Origin of the sequence: Lentzea rhizosphaerae (genome assembly GCF_042649515.1) — a bacterium.
Taxonomy (GTDB): Bacteria; Actinomycetota; Actinomycetes; order Mycobacteriales; family Pseudonocardiaceae; genus Lentzea; species Lentzea aerocolonigenes.
This window is the reverse complement of sequence record NZ_JBHRZI010000036.1, coordinates 292,606-310,961: the sequence shown is the minus strand read 5'-3', so window position 1 is coordinate 310,961 and position 18,356 is coordinate 292,606. Positions and strand designations below refer to the sequence as shown.

The 18,356-nt window shown below is 70.9% G+C and carries 18 protein-coding genes; 12 read left to right on the top strand and 6 right to left on the bottom strand.

The features are described 5' to 3' along the window. The first annotated feature begins 2 nt into the window (after positions 1–2). The 5 genes from ACFOWZ_RS39055 (at position 3) to ACFOWZ_RS39035 (ending at position 5,257) form a co-directional block, all read left to right on the top strand. Positions 3–629: an RNA polymerase sigma factor gene (locus ACFOWZ_RS39055; protein ID WP_382378995.1), complete on the top strand. Its 627-nt coding sequence runs from the start codon at positions 3–5 to the stop codon at positions 627–629. A 34-nt stretch (positions 630–663) separates the two neighbouring features. Beyond that, a complete protein-coding gene (locus tag ACFOWZ_RS39050; RefSeq protein ID WP_382378993.1) occupies positions 664–1,293 on the top strand; it encodes a hypothetical protein in 630 nt (209 codons plus the stop codon). Positions 1,294–1,415: 122 nt separating this feature from the next. Then, entirely contained in the window at positions 1,416–1,685 is a 270-nt protein-coding gene (locus ACFOWZ_RS39045) for a hypothetical protein (RefSeq protein WP_382378992.1), read from the top strand. A gap of 339 nt (positions 1,686–2,024) precedes the next feature. Further along, positions 2,025–3,017: a LacI family DNA-binding transcriptional regulator gene (locus ACFOWZ_RS39040; RefSeq protein ID WP_382378990.1), complete on the top strand. Its 993-nt coding sequence runs from the start codon at positions 2,025–2,027 to the stop codon at positions 3,015–3,017. A 152-nt stretch (positions 3,018–3,169) separates the two neighbouring features. After that, entirely contained in the window at positions 3,170–5,257 is a 2,088-nt protein-coding gene (locus ACFOWZ_RS39035) for a beta-galactosidase (RefSeq protein WP_382378989.1), read from the top strand. A gap of 197 nt (positions 5,258–5,454) precedes the next feature. On the opposite strand, the gene ACFOWZ_RS39030 is transcribed toward ACFOWZ_RS39035, so the two are convergent. After that, on the bottom strand, positions 5,455–6,477 hold the full coding sequence (locus ACFOWZ_RS39030) for an LLM class flavin-dependent oxidoreductase (RefSeq protein ID WP_382378988.1): 1,023 nt from the start codon (positions 6,475–6,477) through the stop codon (positions 5,455–5,457). 75 nt (positions 6,478–6,552) lie between these two features. Continuing rightward, entirely contained in the window at positions 6,553–7,947 is a 1,395-nt protein-coding gene (locus ACFOWZ_RS39025) for a glutamate--cysteine ligase (protein WP_382378987.1), read from the bottom strand. A gap of 174 nt (positions 7,948–8,121) precedes the next feature. On the opposite strand from ACFOWZ_RS39025, the gene ACFOWZ_RS39020 reads away from it, so the two are divergent. The 3 genes from ACFOWZ_RS39020 (at position 8,122) to ACFOWZ_RS39010 (ending at position 10,620) form a co-directional block, all read left to right on the top strand. Beyond that, on the top strand, positions 8,122–8,832 hold the full coding sequence (locus ACFOWZ_RS39020) for a GAF and ANTAR domain-containing protein (protein WP_382378986.1): 711 nt from the start codon (positions 8,122–8,124) through the stop codon (positions 8,830–8,832). Between the two features lie 118 nt (positions 8,833–8,950). Further along, positions 8,951–10,120, top strand: coding sequence for a glycosyltransferase (locus tag ACFOWZ_RS39015; RefSeq protein WP_382378985.1), 1,170 nt, complete (start codon positions 8,951–8,953; stop codon positions 10,118–10,120). A gap of 116 nt (positions 10,121–10,236) precedes the next feature. Beyond that, entirely contained in the window at positions 10,237–10,620 is a 384-nt protein-coding gene (locus tag ACFOWZ_RS39010) for an anti-sigma factor antagonist (protein ID WP_382378984.1), read from the top strand. Between the two features lie 20 nt (positions 10,621–10,640). On the opposite strand, the gene ACFOWZ_RS39005 is transcribed toward ACFOWZ_RS39010, so the two are convergent. Together ACFOWZ_RS39005 and ACFOWZ_RS39000 are read right to left on the bottom strand one after the other, a co-directional pair. After that, positions 10,641–11,027 (bottom strand): ATP-binding protein, encoded by a 387-nt coding sequence (locus tag ACFOWZ_RS39005; protein WP_382378983.1) that lies wholly within the window; start codon positions 11,025–11,027, stop codon positions 10,641–10,643. A gap of 132 nt (positions 11,028–11,159) precedes the next feature. Next, a complete protein-coding gene (locus tag ACFOWZ_RS39000; RefSeq protein WP_382378982.1) occupies positions 11,160–11,513 on the bottom strand; it encodes an FHA domain-containing protein in 354 nt (117 codons plus the stop codon). Positions 11,514–11,627: 114 nt separating this feature from the next. On the opposite strand from ACFOWZ_RS39000, the gene ACFOWZ_RS38995 reads away from it, so the two are divergent. The 4 genes from ACFOWZ_RS38995 to ACFOWZ_RS38980 all read left to right on the top strand — a co-directional run bounded on the left by ACFOWZ_RS38995 (position 11,628) and on the right by ACFOWZ_RS38980 (position 16,329). Beyond that, entirely contained in the window at positions 11,628–12,485 is an 858-nt protein-coding gene (locus ACFOWZ_RS38995; RefSeq protein WP_382378981.1) for a DivIVA domain-containing protein, read from the top strand. Between the two features lie 82 nt (positions 12,486–12,567). Continuing rightward, positions 12,568–13,467 carry an NADP-dependent oxidoreductase gene (locus tag ACFOWZ_RS38990; RefSeq protein ID WP_382378980.1) on the top strand — a complete coding sequence of 300 codons (900 nt, stop codon included), beginning with the start codon at positions 12,568–12,570 and terminating at the stop codon, positions 13,465–13,467. A 111-nt stretch (positions 13,468–13,578) separates the two neighbouring features. Further along, positions 13,579–15,534: a DNA ligase D gene (ligD, locus tag ACFOWZ_RS38985; RefSeq protein WP_382379031.1), complete on the top strand. Its 1,956-nt coding sequence runs from the start codon at positions 13,579–13,581 to the stop codon at positions 15,532–15,534. Between the two features lie 105 nt (positions 15,535–15,639). Next, a complete protein-coding gene (locus ACFOWZ_RS38980; protein WP_382378979.1) occupies positions 15,640–16,329 on the top strand; it encodes a GAF and ANTAR domain-containing protein in 690 nt (229 codons plus the stop codon). Here the strand turns inward: ACFOWZ_RS38980 and ACFOWZ_RS38975 are convergent. Beyond that, entirely contained in the window at positions 16,283–17,476 is a 1,194-nt protein-coding gene (locus ACFOWZ_RS38975) for a glycosyltransferase (RefSeq protein ID WP_382378978.1), read from the bottom strand. The two genes, ACFOWZ_RS38980 and ACFOWZ_RS38975, sit on opposite strands and share 47 nt — an antisense overlap. Beyond that, the gene (locus ACFOWZ_RS38970) at positions 17,473–18,333 is read right to left on the bottom strand and encodes a DUF3152 domain-containing protein (RefSeq protein WP_382378977.1); all 861 of its coding nucleotides are present in this window, start codon (positions 18,331–18,333) and stop codon (positions 17,473–17,475) included. Before ACFOWZ_RS38970 ends, ACFOWZ_RS38975 begins: the two co-directional genes overlap by 4 nt. Positions 18,334–18,356: the final 23 nt, after the last annotated feature.

The window sequence follows — 18,356 nt, the reverse complement described above, 5'->3', positions numbered from 1 at the left end:
GCGTGCAGAGTGCGGCGGGGTTCGGCGACAGCGGTGAGATCTCCGGTGTCACGTGGGTGCCGCAGCGCTCGGCCGCTGTCACACCGGACGAGGTGCTGGCCGCGGCCCGCCGGGGTGACGAGGACGCGTTCCGGGTGCTCTACCGGGACTTCCAGCCGAAGCTGCTGCGATACCTGCGGGTGCTGGTGGGCGCGGACGCCGAGGACGTCGCGTCCGACTCCTGGTTGCAGATCGCGCGGGACCTGGGGTCGTTCCGCGGGGACCTCGACGGGTTCCGCGGCTGGGCGACCACGATCGGCCGCAACCGCGCGATGGACCACCTGCGCCGCCAGCAGCGGCGGCCGGTCGTGCAGGGGACCGTCGAGGAACTGGCAGAGCCCGCAGGGCCGGACGACACCGCCCAGGCCGCCGTGGACTCCGTGGCCACCGACGCCGCACTCGCGCTCATCGCCCGTCTGCCCAGGGATCAGGCGGAAGCGGTGCTGCTGCGAGTCGTCGTCGGCCTCGACGCCAAAGCCGCCGCGAAGGTGCTCGGCAAGCGCCCCGGCGCCGTCCGCACGGCAGCGCACCGGGGCCTGCGCACACTGGCCGCACACCTCGATCCACCAGGGCGAACACCACCGGAGTGACAAAAAACGAAGCCCTGACGCTGAAGGACATGAGATGAGCGACCACCGTTCCCGCCGCATCGGCCGACGCACCGCGGAGCACCTGCTTCGCGGACGGTCGAGGGCCACCGGACACGACCGCCTGAGCGACCTGCTCACGGCGGCCGCCGCCCCGGCCCGCGACGGTGAGCTGGCCGGTGAACAGGCCGCCGTGGCCGCGTTCCGCGCCGCTCGTCTCGCCCCGGCCCCTCAGCGACGGAGACCCTGGATGCTCAAGATCGCACTGGCGAACGTGCTGACCGCGAAGATCGCCGGCGTCACGGCCCTCGCCGCGGGCGGCATCGCACTGGCCGCCGCGACGGGCACCCTGCCCGGTCACCAGCGCGAGGAACCCGTGCTCCCGGCGGGTTCGGAGGTCGTGACGACCACCCCTGCAACGCAGACTCCGGAGAAGAAGCCCGACAACACCGCATCCCCCTCGCCGTCGCTCAAGGGCCTCTGCCAGGCCTACACCGCCGGCGCGGGCGGCAAGGCCAAGGACAACCCGGCGTTCAGCGCGCTGGTCACGGCCGCGGGCGGCCCCGACCGCGTGCCCGCCTTCTGCGCCGACCTGCTCGGCGACAAGCCCGGCAAGCCCGAGAAGCCCGACCACCCCCAGGGCAAGCCCACGCACCCGAACCGCTGACCCCCGGACGACCCGGTTGCCCCTCTCCCTCACCGGGTCGTCCACTCCGGACGGGCGGCGGCCTGCCCCTCACGCCGCCGCTCGTCCGCCCCTTCCCACCGCTCGGAAGTTGGAGGATCGCCTTGACCGACGACTGTCCGCACGTGATCTCCGCCGGCAGCTACCTGCTCGAGATGCTCACCCCTGAGGAGACCGCCGAGTTCCGCCTCCACAGCGCGCACTGCCTGCAGTGCCAACGGGAAATCGTGGCTCTGACGCCCGGCGCCCTGTTCCTGCAGGAGCTCAGGGCCGACATCCTGGCGTGCGAGCAGAACCTGTGCGACGCGCCGCCGCTGCTGTCGACAGTGGCGGCGCGGGAGCTGCGGTGGCTGCGGGACTGCAGCACGGCGTGAAGCCCGGCCGCGCGGCTGCACCCCACTCACCGCGGGTTGTTTGGCGCGAAAAGCACGTTCGGGCCATCTAGCGGCCCGAACGTGCTTTCCCCGCCAAACAGCAGGGGGCGACACGTCGTGTGCACCCCTGGCTGTTCGACCTCAGTAGCGGCCGGCCACGCATGCGCCCTACCGCTCACCGATTCCGTCCCGTCTTTCTGCAAGTAGCCCCTTGACGCCGCGTCCCCGCCCCCGCACTATGACTGCGCAGTCATGACTACGCAGTCATACAGTCCACGCAAGATCGGCAAAGCAGCCGCGGGAGCTACCATGACCCAACAGATGAGTGGGAGCTCAGCAATGCCGCGCAGCGTGGACGTCGCCCGTCTGGCCGGTGTCTCGCAGAAGACTGTGTCCAGGGTCTTCAACGACGAGCCGTACGTGTCCGCCGACGTCCGCCGCCGAGTGCTGGACGCCGCCGAACAGCTCGGCTACCGGCTCAACAACGCGGCACGTGCGCTCGCCTCGGGACGTACCCGGTCCATCGGCGTGATCGCACTCGGCACCGCCCTCTACGGTCCGGCTTCGCTGCTCCTCGGCATCGAGCGGGCCGCGCGGGACACCGGCTACGCGTTGCACGTCGTCAGCACCGCGGAGGGCGACCCGGCCGGGGTGGCCGGGGCGGTGAGCTCGTTGCTGGACCAGGGTGTGGACGGCATCGTGGTCTCCGAGCCGATCGACGACGGTCCCGTGCCGGTCAAGGTCGACGTGCCGGTGCTCGTTCTCGGCGCGCCACCGGCCTTCGCGGCGCCGCGCGTCCTCACCGCCAGCGTCAACGCTCACGACATGGCGCGGGTGGCCACCGAGCACCTGCTCGACCTCGGCCACGCGACCGTGCACCACGTCGCGGGTCCGCAGCGCTGGTTCGCCGCCAAGGACCGGCTCGACGGCTGGCGCGCCGCACTCGCCGCGCGTGACGCCGCCGAGCCACCGGTGTTCGAAGGCGACTGGTCAGCGGGCTCCGGGTACGAAGCCGGTCGTCAGCTGCCCGCGGATGCCACCGCGGTGTTCGCGGCGAACGACGACATGGCGATCGGGCTGATCCGCGCGCTGACCGAGGCCGGCCGGAAGGTGCCGGAGGACGTCAGCGTCGTCGGCTTCGACGACGTTCCCGTCGCCGCCTACGTCACCCCTCCCCTGACGACGGTGCGACAGCCGTTCGACTCGGTCGCACGAGAAGGACTCGCCCTTCTGGTGCACGCCATAGAGCAACCGGGACAGGCACTTCCGGTCACGGACGGCCAACAGGTCGACCTGATCGTCCGCGCCTCCACCGCACCCCCGCCCGCCTGAACGCGAGCACCACCCTTCCCGAGCACGCCACCGGCTCGCGTGCCGGTCACCCCTGCCCGCCTCCAGGAGGCGGCTTTCCTGCTGCTCCAACGGTATTGGCAGACCGGTCTGGCCACCGGCGCCGTCAAGTGATGATTTCGGAGGTTCTGCCCATGGCGGTTCTGCCCGCCCGTGTCCTGTTCGGTGCCGCGTACTACCACGAGTACCAGCTCCGCGACCGGTTGCAGGAAGACCTGGACCTGATGGTGGAGGCCGGCTTCACCGTCATCAGGGTCGGCGAGTCCGTCTGGTCCACCTGGGAGCCGGAGAACGGCCGGTTCGACCTCGACTGGTTCCAGCCGGTGCTCGACGGCGCCCACGAGCGCGGCATCTCGGTGATCATCGGAACGCCGACCTACGCGGTGCCGCCGTGGCTCGCCCGGCAGTACCCGGAGATCACCGGTGAACGCGCCACCGGGCAACGGATCGGCTGGGGCGCGCGGCAGGAGGTCGACTTCACGCACCCGGCGTTCCTCTTCCACGCCGAGCGGGTGATCCGCGCGATCATGGCCCGCTACGCCGACCACCCGGCCGTGATCGGGTTCCAGGTCGACAACGAGCCGGGCAACGAGCTGCTGCACAACCACGGCGTGTTCCAGCGGTTCGTCGACCACCTTCGCCAGAAGTACGGCGACGTCGAGACGCTCAACCGCGAGTGGGGCCTGGTCTACTGGTCGCACCGGCTGTCCACGTGGGCCGACCTGTGGACCCCCGACGGCAACTTCCAGCCGCAGTACGACGTCGCGTGGCGGGAGTTCCAGGCCCGCCAGGTGACCGAGTTCATCGCGTGGCAGGCCGGCATCGTGCGCGAGTACACCCGGCCCGGGCACTTCGTCACCACGTGCATCTCGTACACGCGGCGCGCCGTGGCCGACGACGAGCTGAGCGCGAACCTCGACATCGCGTCCGGCAACCCCTACTACGACATGCAGGACGGCCTGGCGCTGCCGGACCAGACGCCGGACGACTTCGAGCAGCACTGGAAGACCACCGGCGTCTGGGCGCTCTACCAGACCGCCGACTGGATGTTCTCCTCGCGCCAGGAACCGTTCCTGGTCACCGAGACCAACGCCGGCTACATCGGTCACGCCTGGGACAACCGGCCCGCTTTCGACGGCCAGTGGCGGCAGGCGGCGTGGGCGCTGGTGGCACGGGGCGCGCGCATGATCGAGTACTGGCACTGGCACACGCTGCACTTCGGCGCCGAGACCTACTGGGGCGGAATCCTGCCCCACAACGGCAAACCCGGCCGCACCTATGCGCAACTCGCCGCGCTGGGGGCCGAGTTCGACACCGCGGGCGCGCTCGTCGCGGGCCTCGAACCGGACGCCGACATCACGATGGTCTACTCGACGCCCAGCAAGTGGCTCATGCAGAAGTACCCGCCTCTGTCCACTGCGGACGGTGAGCCGGACCCCGCCGCGTACCACCGGATCATCGACCCGTTCTACCGCGGTGCCTTCGACGCGAAGAGGCAGGTGCGCATGGTCCACGCCGCGCAGCTGAGCGACCGGATGACACCGGAAGAGGCCGCGGCGCGGCACCCGGTGCTGATCGCGGCCGCGCTGTACGTGGTGGACGACGCGACGATCGACTGGCTCGAGGCCTACGCCCGCGCGGGCGGTCACCTCGTGCTCGGGCCGCGCACCGCGTACGCCGACCACGAGGCACGGGCCCGTCCCGAGATCGCCCCGGCGCGGCTGGTCGAGGCCGCGGGCGTGAGGTACGACGAGTTCAGCAACCTCCGCACGCCGGTTCCGGTGCGAGGCCTGACCGAGAACGCCACGGCCACGCACTGGGTCGACGGGCTCACCGTGATCGACGCGGAGGTCCTGGCGGAGTACGACCACCCGCACTTCGGCCGCTGGCCCGCCGTCACCTCCCGCGCGCACGGCAGCGGGCGCGTGACGTGCGTGGGCACCGTGCCGGGCCGCGACCTGGCGTGTGCCCTGGCCGAGTGGTTGGTGCCCCTGCCCACCAGCGGATGGCGCGACCTGCCCGCGTCCGTCACGGCGACGACCGGCACCTCGACGGACGGCCGCCGCGTCCACGTCCTGCACAACTGGAGCTGGGAACCCGTGCGCGCCAAGGCACCCGTGGAGCTCACCGACGTGCTGGCGGGCGACTGCGTCCCGGCCGGAGCGGAGGTGGAACTGGGCGCCTGGGACGTGCGCGTGTTCGCTTCCGTTCCGACCGGGTGAGGAGCAACAGTTGATCTCCCTGCACAGACGCCGCACGTGGTTGGTCGCGGTGTTGCTCGTCCTGGCGGGTGGCACGCTCAGCGCGTCACCCGCCGTCGCCCAAGGTCCGTCGGTGCTCGTGGCGCCGTCCGGCGACTGGCCCTCCCGTACTCGACGAGAGTGCGAAAGCTCCTCGCGTACTCCACCGCCGGCTGCGGTCAGCGCCAGCCCAGTGCCGGCGCGACGTGCACGAGGATGTTCTCGATCACGTGTGCGCAGTACTCGGCGCCGAGCTGGTTCGGCACGGTCAGCAGCAGCGTGTCGGCCTCGGCGATCGCCTCGTCCCCGGCCAGCTGCTCGACGAGCACGTCGGGCTCGGCGGCGTAGGAGCGACCGAAGATGGCCCGGTTCGGGCCGTCGATGAAGCCGACCTGGTCGCTGCTCTCGCCGTCACCGCCGAAGTACATGTCGTCGAGGTCGGTCGTGATCGCGAAGATGCTGCGCGACACCGAGACGCGCGGCTCGCGCTCCCACCCGGCCTCGGTCCACGCCTTGCGGAACGCCCGGATCTGGTCGGCCTGCTGGACGTGGAACGGCGCGCCGCCCTCGTCGAACTTCAGCGTCGAGCTCATCAGGTTCATGCCCTGCTCGGCCGCCCACACCGCCGTGCCGTTGGACCCCGCGCCCCACCAGATGCGGTCGCGCAGGCCCGGCGAGTGCGGTTCCAGGCGCAGCAGGCCCGGCGGGTTCGGGAACATCGGCCGCGGGTTGGGCCGCGCGAAGCCCTCGCCCTCGAGCACCTTCAGGAAGACCTCCGTGTGCCTGCGGGCCATCTCGGCGTCGGTCTCACCCTCGGCGGGCTGGTAGCCGAAGTGCCGCCAGCCGTCGACGACCTGCTCGGGCGATCCCCTGGAGATGCCGAGCTGGAGCCTGCCGCCCGCGATGAGGTCGGCGGACCCCGCGTCCTCGACCATGTACATCGGGTTCTCGTACCGCATGTCGATCACGCCGGTACCGATCTCGATGCGCTCGGTCTTCGCACCGATCGCCGCCAGCAACGGGAACGGCGACGCGAGCTGCCTCGCGAAGTGGTGCACCCGGAAGTAGGCGCCGTCCGCACCCAGCTCCTCCGCGGCCACCGCCAGGTCGATCGACTGCAGCAACGTGTCCGACGCGGACCTCGTCTGCGAGCCCGGGCTCTCCGACCAGTGCCCGAAGGACAGAAAACCGATCTTCTTCATGCGGCGCGACACACTTCCGTCCGTGTAGTTGAACTTGAAACTAATAACACAGCGGCGTGCGCTCGCATTCCACGCTCAGGCCGCCGGGGGCACTCGCAGCGGCAACAGGGTGTCCATGGCGGTCGCGTGCAGCATGCGCGCGACCGTCGAGCTGGCCACCACGCTGATCGGCACGCCCCGGTCGAGTCCGAGCGCGCGGATCCTGGCGAGCGCGGGAATGCAGGACGAGCCGAAGAAGACCGCGTCGGACAGGTCGAGCACGATCTCCCGCGCACCCGCGTCCACCGCCTCCGCACATCGCCGCTCCAGCGCGTCGCTGTTCGACAGGTCCACGTCCGCGGCCATCTTCACCTCGACGACGCCGCGGCGCGACGGGTGATCCGCGGCATCGGCCTCCAGCAGGTCCAGCACGGCCTCGACGCCGCCGTCTCGGAACGCGCGGCGCTGGCGGTCCGCACCACAGCCGTCGCGGTCCAGCGCCCGCAGACCGTGCTCGACCAGCGGCAGGTCACCGTTGACCGCGAGCACCGGCCGCAGCCGGTCCACGAGCCCGTCCAGCTGCTGCCGCACCGGGACCAGCCGTCCGGACAGCACGTCCAGGGCGCTGCCGGCGAGGCCGTCCCTCGCCGCGCGCCAGCAGGCCTGGCGCAGGGTCTCGACGGGGACCGGCACCGGCGGAACACCACGTTCGACGTCCATCACCGCGTTGGCGACCAACGCGCGCACGAGGGCCGCGAGCAGCACGGCGTCGTCCACGCTGGCGGCGACGTCCGCGACGCGCACCTCGACCGTCGGCCAGCGGGAAGAGGGCCGAACGTCCCAGTAGACCATCGCCGGGTCCAGGGCCGTGCCCGCCTCCAGCAACATGTCACACACGGCCTGATAGTGCTCCCACGACGTGAAGAACGGCGGTGGACCGGCGACCGGCCACTGCGACCAGACCATCGAACGCCAGCTCGCGAACCCGGTGTCCGCACCGCGCGAGAACGGCGAGTTGGCGGTGACCGCGCCCAGCACGGGCAGCCACGGCCGCACGTGGTTGCTGACCTGCACCGCGGTCTCCCGATCGGGAACGGCGACGTGCACGTGGCACCCGCAGATCAGCTGCTGCGTCGCCAGCGCCCCGAACTCGTGGGCGATCAGCCGGTACCGCACACCGTCCGTGATGACACCCTCCGTGTCGCCGACCGGCGGAGCGCCCACCGCGATCGCACGGCAGCCCGCCTCCCGCGCGGCCTTCGCGACGGCCCGCCGCAGGGCGCGCAGCTCACGCCGCGCCTGCTCGGCGTCGCCGCACACCGAGGTGTTGATCTCCACCTGCGTCCAGGTGAGCTCGTGCTCCAGCTCCAGCCCGAACGCCTCGCGAGCGACGGCGACGACCTCGGCCGCCTTGTTCACGGCGACACCGGTCACCGGATCGACCAGGAGGAACTCCTCCTCCACGCCAACGGTCGGAAGTGTCTGCTCCACGTCTCACCGCCCTGCTCAGAGCGCGCGTGCGCGGCGAAGGTCGAGGCATCCGTCCGTCCCGACGGGACCGGACGGCCACGACCGTCCACCTGGGATACCCCGGATCGGTGTCACCAACCGGATGGCCCCCAACGGCACCGCGTGATTCGGCGCCGGTTCGGGTAACCGCCTCTCATGGCCGACCACACCGCAGGAGAAAGCCAGGACCTGGCCACCCACCTGACCCAGATCGCCCGCATGCTCCAGCAGCAGGGCGGCGAGCAGGCGACGATGGACGCGATCGTGCACGCGGCGGTGGGCACCATTCCCGGAGCCGAACACGCGGGCATCATGACCGTGCTGCGCCGGAGCGAGGTCCGGACCGTCGCCACGACCGGCGACCTGCCGTGCGAGGTCGACCAGGCCCAGCTCGAAGCCGGCCAGGGTCCGTGCCTGACCGCGCTGTTCGACGAGAAGATCGTCTCGGTGCCCGACCTCGAACAGGACGGCAGGTGGCCGCTGTTCGTCGAGAGGGCGGTGAAGCTGGAGGTGGCGAGCATGCTGTCGTTCCAGCTGTTCGTCGAGAACGACGACCTGGGCGCGCTCAACCTCTACGCGAGCGGGGTCAACGCGTTCAGCGACGAGTCCGAGCACGTCGGTTCCTTGTTCGCCGGGCACGCGGCGATCGCCCTGTCCACCGCGCAGGAACGCAGGCACCTCGGCGAAGCGGTGCAGACGCGCGACCTGATCGGGCAGGCGAAGGGCATCCTGATGGAGCGCCACGGCCTCGACGCGGACCAGGCGTTCGCCGCGCTCACCCGCGTCAGCCAGCTCACCAACACCAAGCTGCGCGACCTCGCCGAACAGCTCACCCGCACCGGAAAGCTCCCGAAGCCCGGCCACTGACCAGGACAACGGTTTCCGATCACCGAATGTGGGTACCCGCCGCCATCGTCGAAGATCGACGACCGGTGACTCCGAGTTGAGCAGACAGCTCGTCTTACCTCAACCGTTGGAGTGCCAAGTGAAGATCGCCATGGTGTCCGCCCACGCCAGTCCGCTGGGGCAGGACCTGGATCCGCACGTCACCGGTCTCGCGGCTGCCCTGTGCCGCCACGGCCACGACGTGACGGTCTACCACCGCCGAGACGACCCGGACCTGCCCGACCGAGTGCGCGCGGCCCACGGGTACGACGTGGTGCACGTGCCGGCCGGGCCTCCGACGCGGCTCGACGACGACCACGCCCTGCCGCACATGGGCGACTTCGCGTCGTTCCTGTTGCGCGAGTGGGCCGGGTCCCAGCCCGACGGGGTGCACGGGCACCGCTGGATGTCCGGACTGGTGAGCGTGCTCGGCGGGCGACGGGTGCGTGTACCCGTCGTGCAGACGTTCCACTCGCTGGCCGGGTCCGGGAACCACCGAGGTCCTGTCGAGCGCGGCAAGATCGAGGCGCTGGTCGCGAAGGAGGCCGCGCACGTCCTCGCCACCAGTTCGAGCGAAGCCTTCGCCCTCACGGCGGCGGGCGTCGACCGCAGGAAGATCTCGGTCGTGACCAGCGGCGTCGACCTCGACGCGTTCACCCCGGACGGACCTCTCGCTCACCGCGATCAGAAGTACCGCGTCGTCGTCGCGGGATCGTTGCCGTCGCACGAGAACATCGACGCCATGTTCACCGCACTGTCGCGAGTGGACGGTGCCGAGCTGGTGATCACCGGACTTCCCGGAGACTCTCCCGCGACCGCGGAACTGCGGGCACGGGCGGAGAAGATCGGTGTGGCGCCGAGGGTCGTGCTCGTCGGCTCGGTCGCACACGAGGCCGTTCCCGCGCTGCTGCGGTCTGCCGACGCGGTGGTGTGCGCGCCCGCGCACGAACCGTCCGGTGCTGTCGCGCTCGAAGCGATGGCGTGCGGCGTTCCGGTCCTCGCGACCGCGGCCGGTGAACTCGCCGACGTAGTGGTCGACGGCGTCACGGGACTGCTCGTCACGCCCGATGACTCCGACGGTCTGGCACGGGCGCTGCACAGGCTGTTGCTGGACGACACCCTGCGGCAGGAGTTCTCGATGGCGAGCCTGGACCGCATCGACGCCAGGTACTCCTGGAACCAGGTCGCGCGGGAGGTCCTGCGCGTCTACGAACGCGCGGGCGTTTCGTCTGCGAAAACCACTGAGCTGTCAGTGGATCCGGTCCTGTAGGGCAGTTCGCGGGAGGCGGCGTGGTTGGCGATTGTCGTTTCGACGTCTACAGTCTGAAGATGACCGGTTGAGCCTGCAGCTGCGTCTTCCGACACCGGGGGGCGAGGAGGCTCGAAATGCCGAACATCTTTCACTTGCCGATGCACGTGCAGCGCGAGGTGCACGGGCTGGCGATCGTCGTGCGCGCCGCCGGCGAACTCGATCAGGAGACCGTCCACGCTCTGCGGCTCGAACTGAGGACCGCGGTCGCGATGGCCACACCACCGTTCCCGGTCGTGGTGGACCTGACCGGACTCACGTTCTTCGGCTCCGCCGGACTCAACGAACTCGTGAGACAACAGCGCCGCGCCGGTGCCACCGGCATCCCGTTGCGGATCGCCGCGGCCCACCGCGCGGTGCTGCGCCCGGTCACGGCGTCCGGCCTCGACCAGGTGCTCGAGCTGTACCCGGACGTCGAGCAGGCGCTGACCGCCGGCAGGAGCGTCCGGCCGACGGGCTGAACCAGTCCGATGTGGACGTTTCAGGCGGGGTGCGCCGCGCCGTCCAGCGAGAACTCGGCCCACACCGTCTTGTGGTCGCCTCGGCTCAGGACACCCCACCGGCTCGCCATGCGCTCGACCAGCACCAGACCGCGCCCGCGGAACGACCCAGCGGTGGACTTCCCCGGCGCGGGCAGCGCCTGAGGGCTGCTGTCGTCGACCTCCACGCGGACCACCCTGCCACCAGCCTTCAGCGCCACCCGCACGTCACGCGGACCTCGCGCGTGGTCGTAGGCGTTGCTGACGAGTTCGGTGCACACCAGCAGAACGTCTCCGAGCAGGTCGTCGGGGAACTTCGCGAGGGTCGTCCGCAGCCAGCGCCTGATGTGCACCAGAGGCGGCGTCTCGTCCGGAAGCTCGTGACTCACGACCTCGGCTGACGCCAATGGCACTCTCTCGCCAGACTCACACCCGTCCAAGAATTGCTCCATTGCTCGCAGCACGTGGGCCGAACGAAGGAGTACCCGCGCCGCGAGCGCGCAAACTGGCCCCCTGCGCCGTCAGCTCGCACGGGCGAGTGGCCGCAGGTCCACGGGCCGGCGCGCCGGCCGAGGCGCACGGAAGATCATCCGGTGGTCGCCGATCCAGATCGCGTCACCGTCGTGCAGCACCGCCCGCTGAACGGGACTGCGGTTGAGGTAGGTGCCGTTGAGCGAGCCGAGGTCTTCGAGGACGACCAGGTTCCCTTCGCGACGCAGCTCCGCGTGGCGCCGCGACACGGTGACGTCGTCGAGAACGACGCCACAGCCGGGATCACGTCCGATGACGACCGACTCCGTGAGTTCGACGGTGAGAGGGTGCGGTCCGGTGATCGTCAGCGTCGCGGCGCCGACGGGTGCGGCTTCACCGATCATGCTCTGCTCCTGCTGTTCCCTTCGTCAGTTCCACCGAGAGCTTTCTAGCACTCTCCACGCCCGAGTGCTAAGAGTGGTGCAGAGGCTCGCACACACCGGAAGGAGCGGAACACCATGCAGACCCGCGGGGACCTCCTGCCCCTGCGCACCGGGTTCGACGTCGTCTGGCGCGGCTACGACCGGGAACAGGTCGATCAGCACGTCGACGCCGTCGAGAACGACCTGAGGATCCTCACCGCCGACCGCAATGCCGCGGTGACACGCGCCGACGCACTGGCACAGCAGTTGCAGGCCGCGCGGTCCGAGATCACCGAGCTGCGCGGGCGGATCGACCGGATCTCCCGGACCCCGGTCGACACCGAGGGCCTCACAGAACGGCTGCGGCGCATGGTGGAGCTGGCGCACGACGAGGCCGAGGAGATCACCCAGCGCGCCAGGGCGGTCGCCGACAGGAGCTGGTCGTCCGCGGACGAGACGACCCGCCGGCTGCGGCGCCGGGCCGAGCACCTCGTCGGGCAGCTCGAGCAGCGGCACGCGGAGGCGGAGGCGGAGCACCGGGCGTTGATGGACCGCGCGCACGCCGAGGTGGAGGCGATGACCCGGCAGGCCGAACGCCGCCGCCGCGAGCTGGACGAGCAGGCGGCGCAGGCGCGCAGGCGTGTACAGGACGACTTCGAGCAGGCCGTGGCGCTGCGGCGGGCCGAGGCCGCGCGGGCGCTGGCCGAGCAGGAGCGTGCCGCACGGGCCCGCGCCGAGAGCTGCGTCCGCGAGGCGGCCGAACACGCGCGGCGCATCGTGGCCGACGCCGAGGAACGCGTCGAGGTGTTGCGGCGGGTGCGGTCCCGGATCGCCGCCCAGCTCCGGGCCGTCGACCGGCTGCTCTCCGACACGGCGCCGCTGCTCTCCGAACCGGAGGACGAACCGCGGCTGGCGGAACTGATTCCCGTGCAGGAACGTGCCCTGGCCGGTTGACCCGTCGCCGAGCCGGAAGCCGCGGCCAGGTCCACACTGGTGGTCCGCTGGGGAATCCCTTCCAGTGAAAGGCAGATCCGCCATGCGCGCTGTGCGTTTCCACGAGTTCGGCGACCCGCACGTCCTCACCGTCGAGGACGCCCCGGATCCGCACGCAGGACCCGGTGAGATCCGGATCAGAGTCCAGGCCACGAGCGTGAACCCGATCGACTGGAAGATCCGCGCCGGGTACATGGCCCAGGTCATCCCTACCACGTTCCCCGCGATCACCGGCTACGACGCGACCGGTGTCGTCGACGAGATCGGCGAGGGCGTCACCGGCGTGAAGACCGGTGACCGGGTGTTCGGCCTGGGCCAGGGCACCACCGCCGAGCACGCCGTGCTCACCGCCTGGGCACCTGTGCCCGGCACGTGGACGACCGAACAGGCCGGCGCGGCGGGCCTGGCCTCCGCAACCGCCGTCGAGAGCCTCAACACCCTGGGCGACCTCTCCGGCAAGACGCTGCTCGTCGAGGGCGCCGCCGGTGGTGTCGGGTCGGCCGCCGTGCAGATCGCCGTCGCCCGCGGCGCCACGGTGATCGGCACCGCGAGCGAGCGCAACCACGACTACCTCCGCGAGCTCGGCGCGATTCCGACCACCTACGGCGAAGGCCTGGCCGAACGGGTCGCCGCCGTCGCACCCGCCGGTGTGGATGCCGCGCTGGACACGGCGGGCTCCGGCTCGCTGGCCGATCTCGTGGCCATCGTCGGTGACGCCTCGCGCGTCGCGACGATCGCCGACTTCGGTGCCGCCGCGCTCGGTGTCGCGCTCGTCGCGGGCAACGCGAACGCCGCCGCCACCCTCGCGGACGCGGCGCGGCACGGCCAGGCCGGCGCCTACACCCCGCACGTGGAGGCCACCTATCCGTTGGAGAAGGCCACCGACGCCCAGGCGCACGTCCAGGGCGGTCACACCCGAGGCAAGGTCGTCATCACGCTCTGACGCGCACGGTTAGGCCGATCGGGCTACCTTCAGATTCCTGGTGAGCGGGCAACACACCAGGGATCGGAGGCCGCCGTGGCACACGACTCCGTTCCCCCGTGGATCGACCCCATGCTCGCCAAGCCCGACGGCGGCCGGCTGCGCGAGGGCCCGCAGTGGGCGTACGAGTACAAGCTGGACGGCTACCGCGTGGCGATGAGGATCGCCGCGGACGGTACGACGGTGCTGACCAGCCGCAACGGGCTCGACCTCACGGCGGAGTTCGCCGAGCTGACCGGGGTGCTGCGCGGGCGTACCGCCGTGCTCGACGGCGAGGTGGTGGTCTACAACGAGTCCGGCCAGATCGACTTCGGCCTGCTGCAGCAACGAAGGGGCCGCTTCCAGAAGCACCGCACCGCCCGCCGCGACGACCCGTTCACCGACGTCCCGGTGCGGTTCCTCGTGTTCGACCTCCTCCAGCTCGACGACGAACTGCTGCTGGGCCGGCGCTACGAAGAGCGACGACGCTTGCTCACCTCGTTGCCGATGCCCGACCCGTTCCACGTGGCGGTCGTGCCGTCGTTCAGCGCCGTCGAACTGGCCGCCGAACGCCTCACCCCGCAACGACTGCTGGAACGGGTGGCCGCGGAGGGCCACGAAGGGCTGGTCGCGAAACGCCTCGACTCGCCCTACATCCCCGGCAAAAGACCGGATTTCTGGTGCAAGCACCCGCTCGTGCAGACCCGTGAGGTCATCGTCTGCGGCTGGCGGCCGGGCCAGAGCGGTTTCACCGGCACCGTGGGCGGCCTGCTGCTCGGCGCGCACGACCCGGCCACCGGCGAGCTCGTCTACATCGGCGACGTCGGCACCGGCTTCACCCGGCAGGAACGCGACCTCCTGCGCGACCGCCTCCAGCCCCTGGAACGCCGCAGCCACCCGTTCGCGACCACTCCCCCGCGCGAGGACGTCGTGCGCGCCAGGTGGGTGGACCCGGTGCTGGTCGGCGAGGTGAGGTTTCGGCAGTTCAGCCGCGGCGAGGGCGGCAGGCTCCGGCACACGGCGTGGCGCGGCCTGCGTGCCGACCGCGAGCCCGGCGAGGTGACCGCACCGGAACCCGGCCGCCCGCAACCCGCACCTCTCCCGACCACCAGAACAGACGACCACCCCGCACCTCCCGAGGTGACCAACCGGGTCACCGTCAAGGCGGGCGGCCGCACCCTCGCACTGTCCAACTTGGACAAACCCCTGTACCCGGACGGCACCGCCAAAAGCGAGGTGATCGCCTACTACACCCGGATCGCACCGTTCCTCCTGCCGCACCTGCGCGACCGCCCTGTCACGTTCGTCCGGTTCCCCGACGGCGTGCACGGCCAGAAGTTCTTCCAGAAGAACGTCGACGCCAGCGCACCCTCCTGGCTGCCGGCAGTTCCGTTGCGCGGCGGCGGTTCCCGGCGCGGCTCGGACGAGATCGTGCGGTACCCGTTGATCCACGAGCTCGCCGGGCTCGTCTGGGCCGCCAACCTCGCCGCCCTCGAACTGCACGTTCCTCAGTGGACGGTCACCGGCGGCACGAGGAACCTCCCGGACCGGCTCGTGTTCGACCTCGATCCCGGTCCCGGCACCACCGTCGTCGACTGCTGCCGCGTGGCGGAACGGCTGCACGACGTGCTGGCCGGTGACGGGCTCACCCCGGTCGCCACCACGTCCGGGTCGAAGGGCCTGCAGGTCTACGCGGGGATCGACGCACCGGCGGCGCAGTCGCCGTCCGCCTACGCGAAGGCCGTCGCGGTGGCGTTCGAGCGGGAGACACCCGATCTGGTGACGTCGACGATGGCGAAGGTGCGCCGCGAGGGCAAGGTCTTCATCGACTGGTCGCAGAACAACCCGGCCAAGACCACCATCACGCCCTACTCGCTGCGCGGCCGCGACGAGCCGACAGTGGCCACTCCGGTCACCTGGGACGAGGTCCGCCAGTGCCGCCGTCCCGAGCAGCTGACGTTCACCGCGGACGACGTGCTGGACCGCGTCGCGGAGGTCGGTGACCTCTTCGCGCCGATCGAGCAGAGGAGGGCGCCGCTGGCCGGTTGACGGTTCACCGAAACGGTGACATGTGTGACACGACAACGTGTTTGCACAGACCGCCGTTCAGGGTACGAAAATCAGGTGCGCCGGACATTTGATGATGGAGGCATCATGACCGCGACTGATGACGGCGGGTTCAGACAGCTCGCCGAGACCCTCAGCCACGTGGCGAGAACCCTGCAAGCCGAGCCGGACGTGGACACCACGTTGCACGCGATCGTGAAGGCCGCCGTCGAGTACGTCCCCGATGCCGAACACGCCGGGATCTCCCTGGTCGAACGCGGCAAGATCCGCACCGTCGCCCCGACCAGCGGCATCGTCGAGATCATCGACAAGCTGCAGTACGACTTCCACGAAGGGCCGTGCGTCGACGCGATCGCCGAGCGCCAGACCTACCGCGTCGGCGACGTCGGCAAGGAAATCCGGTGGCCCGCCTTCGGCCCGACAGCGGCGGAGAACGGCATCCACTCGTTGCTCTCCTATCGGTTGTTCGTGACGGACCGGACACTCGGCGCGCTCAACCTGTACTCGAGCCGCTTCGACGCGTTCGACGAACGCACCGAAGAAGACGGTCTGCTGTTCGCGACGCACGCCGCGATCGCCCTGGTCGGCGCGCAGCGTGAGGCGCAGCTCGGCATCGCCGTCGAGAACCGCGACATCATCTCGACCGCCAAGGGCATCCTCATGGAGCGCCACCACCTCGACGCCGCCTCCGCCTTCCGGATGCTGGTGGAGGCTTCGCAGTCGACGAACGTCAAACTGCACGACGCGGCGGCGTGGCTCGTGGAGAACCGCAGCTAGGCGCGCGCTGCGCGGCGATCACCTCGGGTCCTGCCGCGCGCTCGTAGGCCCGTGCGATGTCGAACGCCACGCGGTCCCACGCGTAGCGGACGCGCGTGCGGTCCTGACCGGCGGCACCCAGCTCCTGACGTCGGGTGTCGTCGGCCAGCACTCCCCGCAACGCCCGTGCCAGCAGCACGGGTTTGCGCGGCGGCACGTGCAGGCCGGTCACCTCGTGCACCACGGACTCCGTGTGGCCGCCTGACGACACCACCACCGGTACGCCGCACGCCATCGCTTCGAGCGGCACCATGCCGAACGACGCGTGCCACTGAGGACACGCCACGACGTCCGCGGACCGGATCAGCGCGGGTACGTCCGAGTGCGGCACGCGCCCGAGGAAGGTGACCCTGTCGGCGACGCCGTGCCGTGCCGCCAACGCCCGCAGCCGCTGGAGGTCCTCGGGCAGCCCGGAACCGGCGACGACCAGTTCGGTCCACGTCACCGCGGCGAGCGCGCCGATCAGGTCGTCGACGCCGTCGCGCGGCGAAAGTCCTGCCACCGCGAGGATGCGGGGCATCCCGTTGCGCGGCGCGACCGGGCCGTTCAGCGTGAACATCCGCGTGTCCACGCCCCACGGGACGATCGAGATCCTGGATCGGCGCACGCCCAACCGGGCGAGCTCGTTCGCCTCGTGGCCGGACGTGGCGATCACACCCGCCGCCCCGCGCCCGGCGAGCCGTTCGATTCCCGCCGAGTCGCCGCCCTCGATCCCGTGGTAGCTCAGCACTACCGGGATTGCAGCTCGGCGCGCGCCGAGCACCGCCGCCAGTCCGGACGTCCAGTGGTGCGCGTGGACGACGTCCGGCGGTTCGCTCGCCCAGCAGGCGTCCAGGTTCCGTGCGAACTCCCCGATGTGCGGGACGACCGCGTCCTGACCGAGCACCGCGGCGGGACCGGCCGGCACGTGCACGACCTCGATGCCGCGCTCCACCCGGACGTGACGCGGTAGCCGCGGATCGGTCCGGCGGGTGTGGATCGTCAGCTCGTGTCCCTGCCGTGCCAGCGCTTCCGAGAGCTGTGCGACGTGGAGGCGCTGCCCGACGGCGTCCGGGTCGCGCCGCGCGGTGAGGGGGTTGTCCCGCACGGAGACCATCGCGATCTTCACCTCGCCACCTCCGGGTGCGGCCACGGGTTCGCGACGCACGTCTTGCCGTCACGCGGGATGCGCAGGCCCTGGGGTGCGGTGGCGGTGATCGCGGCGAGCTCGTCGTTCGAGACGGAGAACGTCTGCTGCATCATCACGGGCGCGGGAGCGCCGTTGGCGGGACAGGGTTCGTGGCCGTGGCCGAGGAAGTGCCCGATCTCGTGGTTGATCAGGTACTTCCGGTAGCCCGCCAGGTCACCGGCGAACGACTCGGCGCCGCGGAACCACCGCGGCGCGCTCACGTACACGACGCCGTTCAGGTAGCACGAGGTGTCGTAGGGCAGGGCGAACCCGCAGGTCGCCCGGGCCGTTTCCGTTGCGGTGAGCCGGATCCGCACGTCCGGCTGCGCCACGTCCACGCGGCGGAACGCGACGTCACCGGACGCGATCCAGCCCCTCGGGTCCGCCAGAACCTGGTCGACCGCCGCGGCGAACGGTTGCTGGGCCTGTGGTGGCACGACGCCCTGTTCGACCTCCACGGAATAGGTCCGCACCCGGCCCGCGCCGACCTGCGCGGTCGTGCCCGCGACGGTCCGCCACCAGCCTTCGCCCTGGGAGCGCACCGGTTCCCCCGGCGGCAGCTCAGGACCTGGCCTGCGCGCGGCCTGAGCGGCCACGGCGGCGCTGGACGACGGTGGTGGGGTTGACGACGGCGGCGACGTCCGGACGGAGATGCTCGCCACCACGGGCGGAACCTGCGGCTGCGCGACGTCCTGGTGTTGCGGCGGCGCAGGAGCGGGCCAGCTCTTCAGCAGACCGATGGTCACTCCTGCCAGCATCGCGGCGAAGACGTACATGACGATTCTGCCGATGGTCACGTGAGGTCACTCCCCCCTGTCAC

Excerpts from the sequence above, each read along its gene's own strand:
- ACFOWZ_RS39050 (WP_382378993.1), top strand. The coding sequence starts at position 664 with ATGAGCGACCACCGTTCCCGCCGCATCGGCCGACGCACCGCGGAGCAC.
- ACFOWZ_RS39040 (WP_382378990.1), top strand. The coding sequence starts at position 2,025 with ATGCCGCGCAGCGTGGACGTCGCCCGTCTGGCCGGTGTCTCGCAGAAG.
- ACFOWZ_RS39035 (WP_382378989.1), top strand. The coding sequence starts at position 3,170 with ATGGCGGTTCTGCCCGCCCGTGTCCTGTTCGGTGCCGCGTACTACCAC.
- ACFOWZ_RS39030 (WP_382378988.1), bottom strand. The coding sequence starts at position 6,477 with ATGAAGAAGATCGGTTTTCTGTCCTTCGGGCACTGGTCGGAGAGCCCG.
- ACFOWZ_RS39020 (WP_382378986.1), top strand. The coding sequence starts at position 8,122 with ATGGCCGACCACACCGCAGGAGAAAGCCAGGACCTGGCCACCCACCTG.
- ACFOWZ_RS39010 (WP_382378984.1), top strand. The coding sequence starts at position 10,237 with ATGCCGAACATCTTTCACTTGCCGATGCACGTGCAGCGCGAGGTGCAC.
- ACFOWZ_RS39000 (WP_382378982.1), bottom strand. The coding sequence starts at position 11,513 with ATGATCGGTGAAGCCGCACCCGTCGGCGCCGCGACGCTGACGATCACC.
- ACFOWZ_RS38995 (WP_382378981.1), top strand. The coding sequence starts at position 11,628 with ATGCAGACCCGCGGGGACCTCCTGCCCCTGCGCACCGGGTTCGACGTC.
- ACFOWZ_RS38990 (WP_382378980.1), top strand. The coding sequence starts at position 12,568 with ATGCGCGCTGTGCGTTTCCACGAGTTCGGCGACCCGCACGTCCTCACC.
- ligD (WP_382379031.1), top strand. The coding sequence starts at position 13,579 with ATGCTCGCCAAGCCCGACGGCGGCCGGCTGCGCGAGGGCCCGCAGTGG.
- ACFOWZ_RS38980 (WP_382378979.1), top strand. The coding sequence starts at position 15,640 with ATGACCGCGACTGATGACGGCGGGTTCAGACAGCTCGCCGAGACCCTC.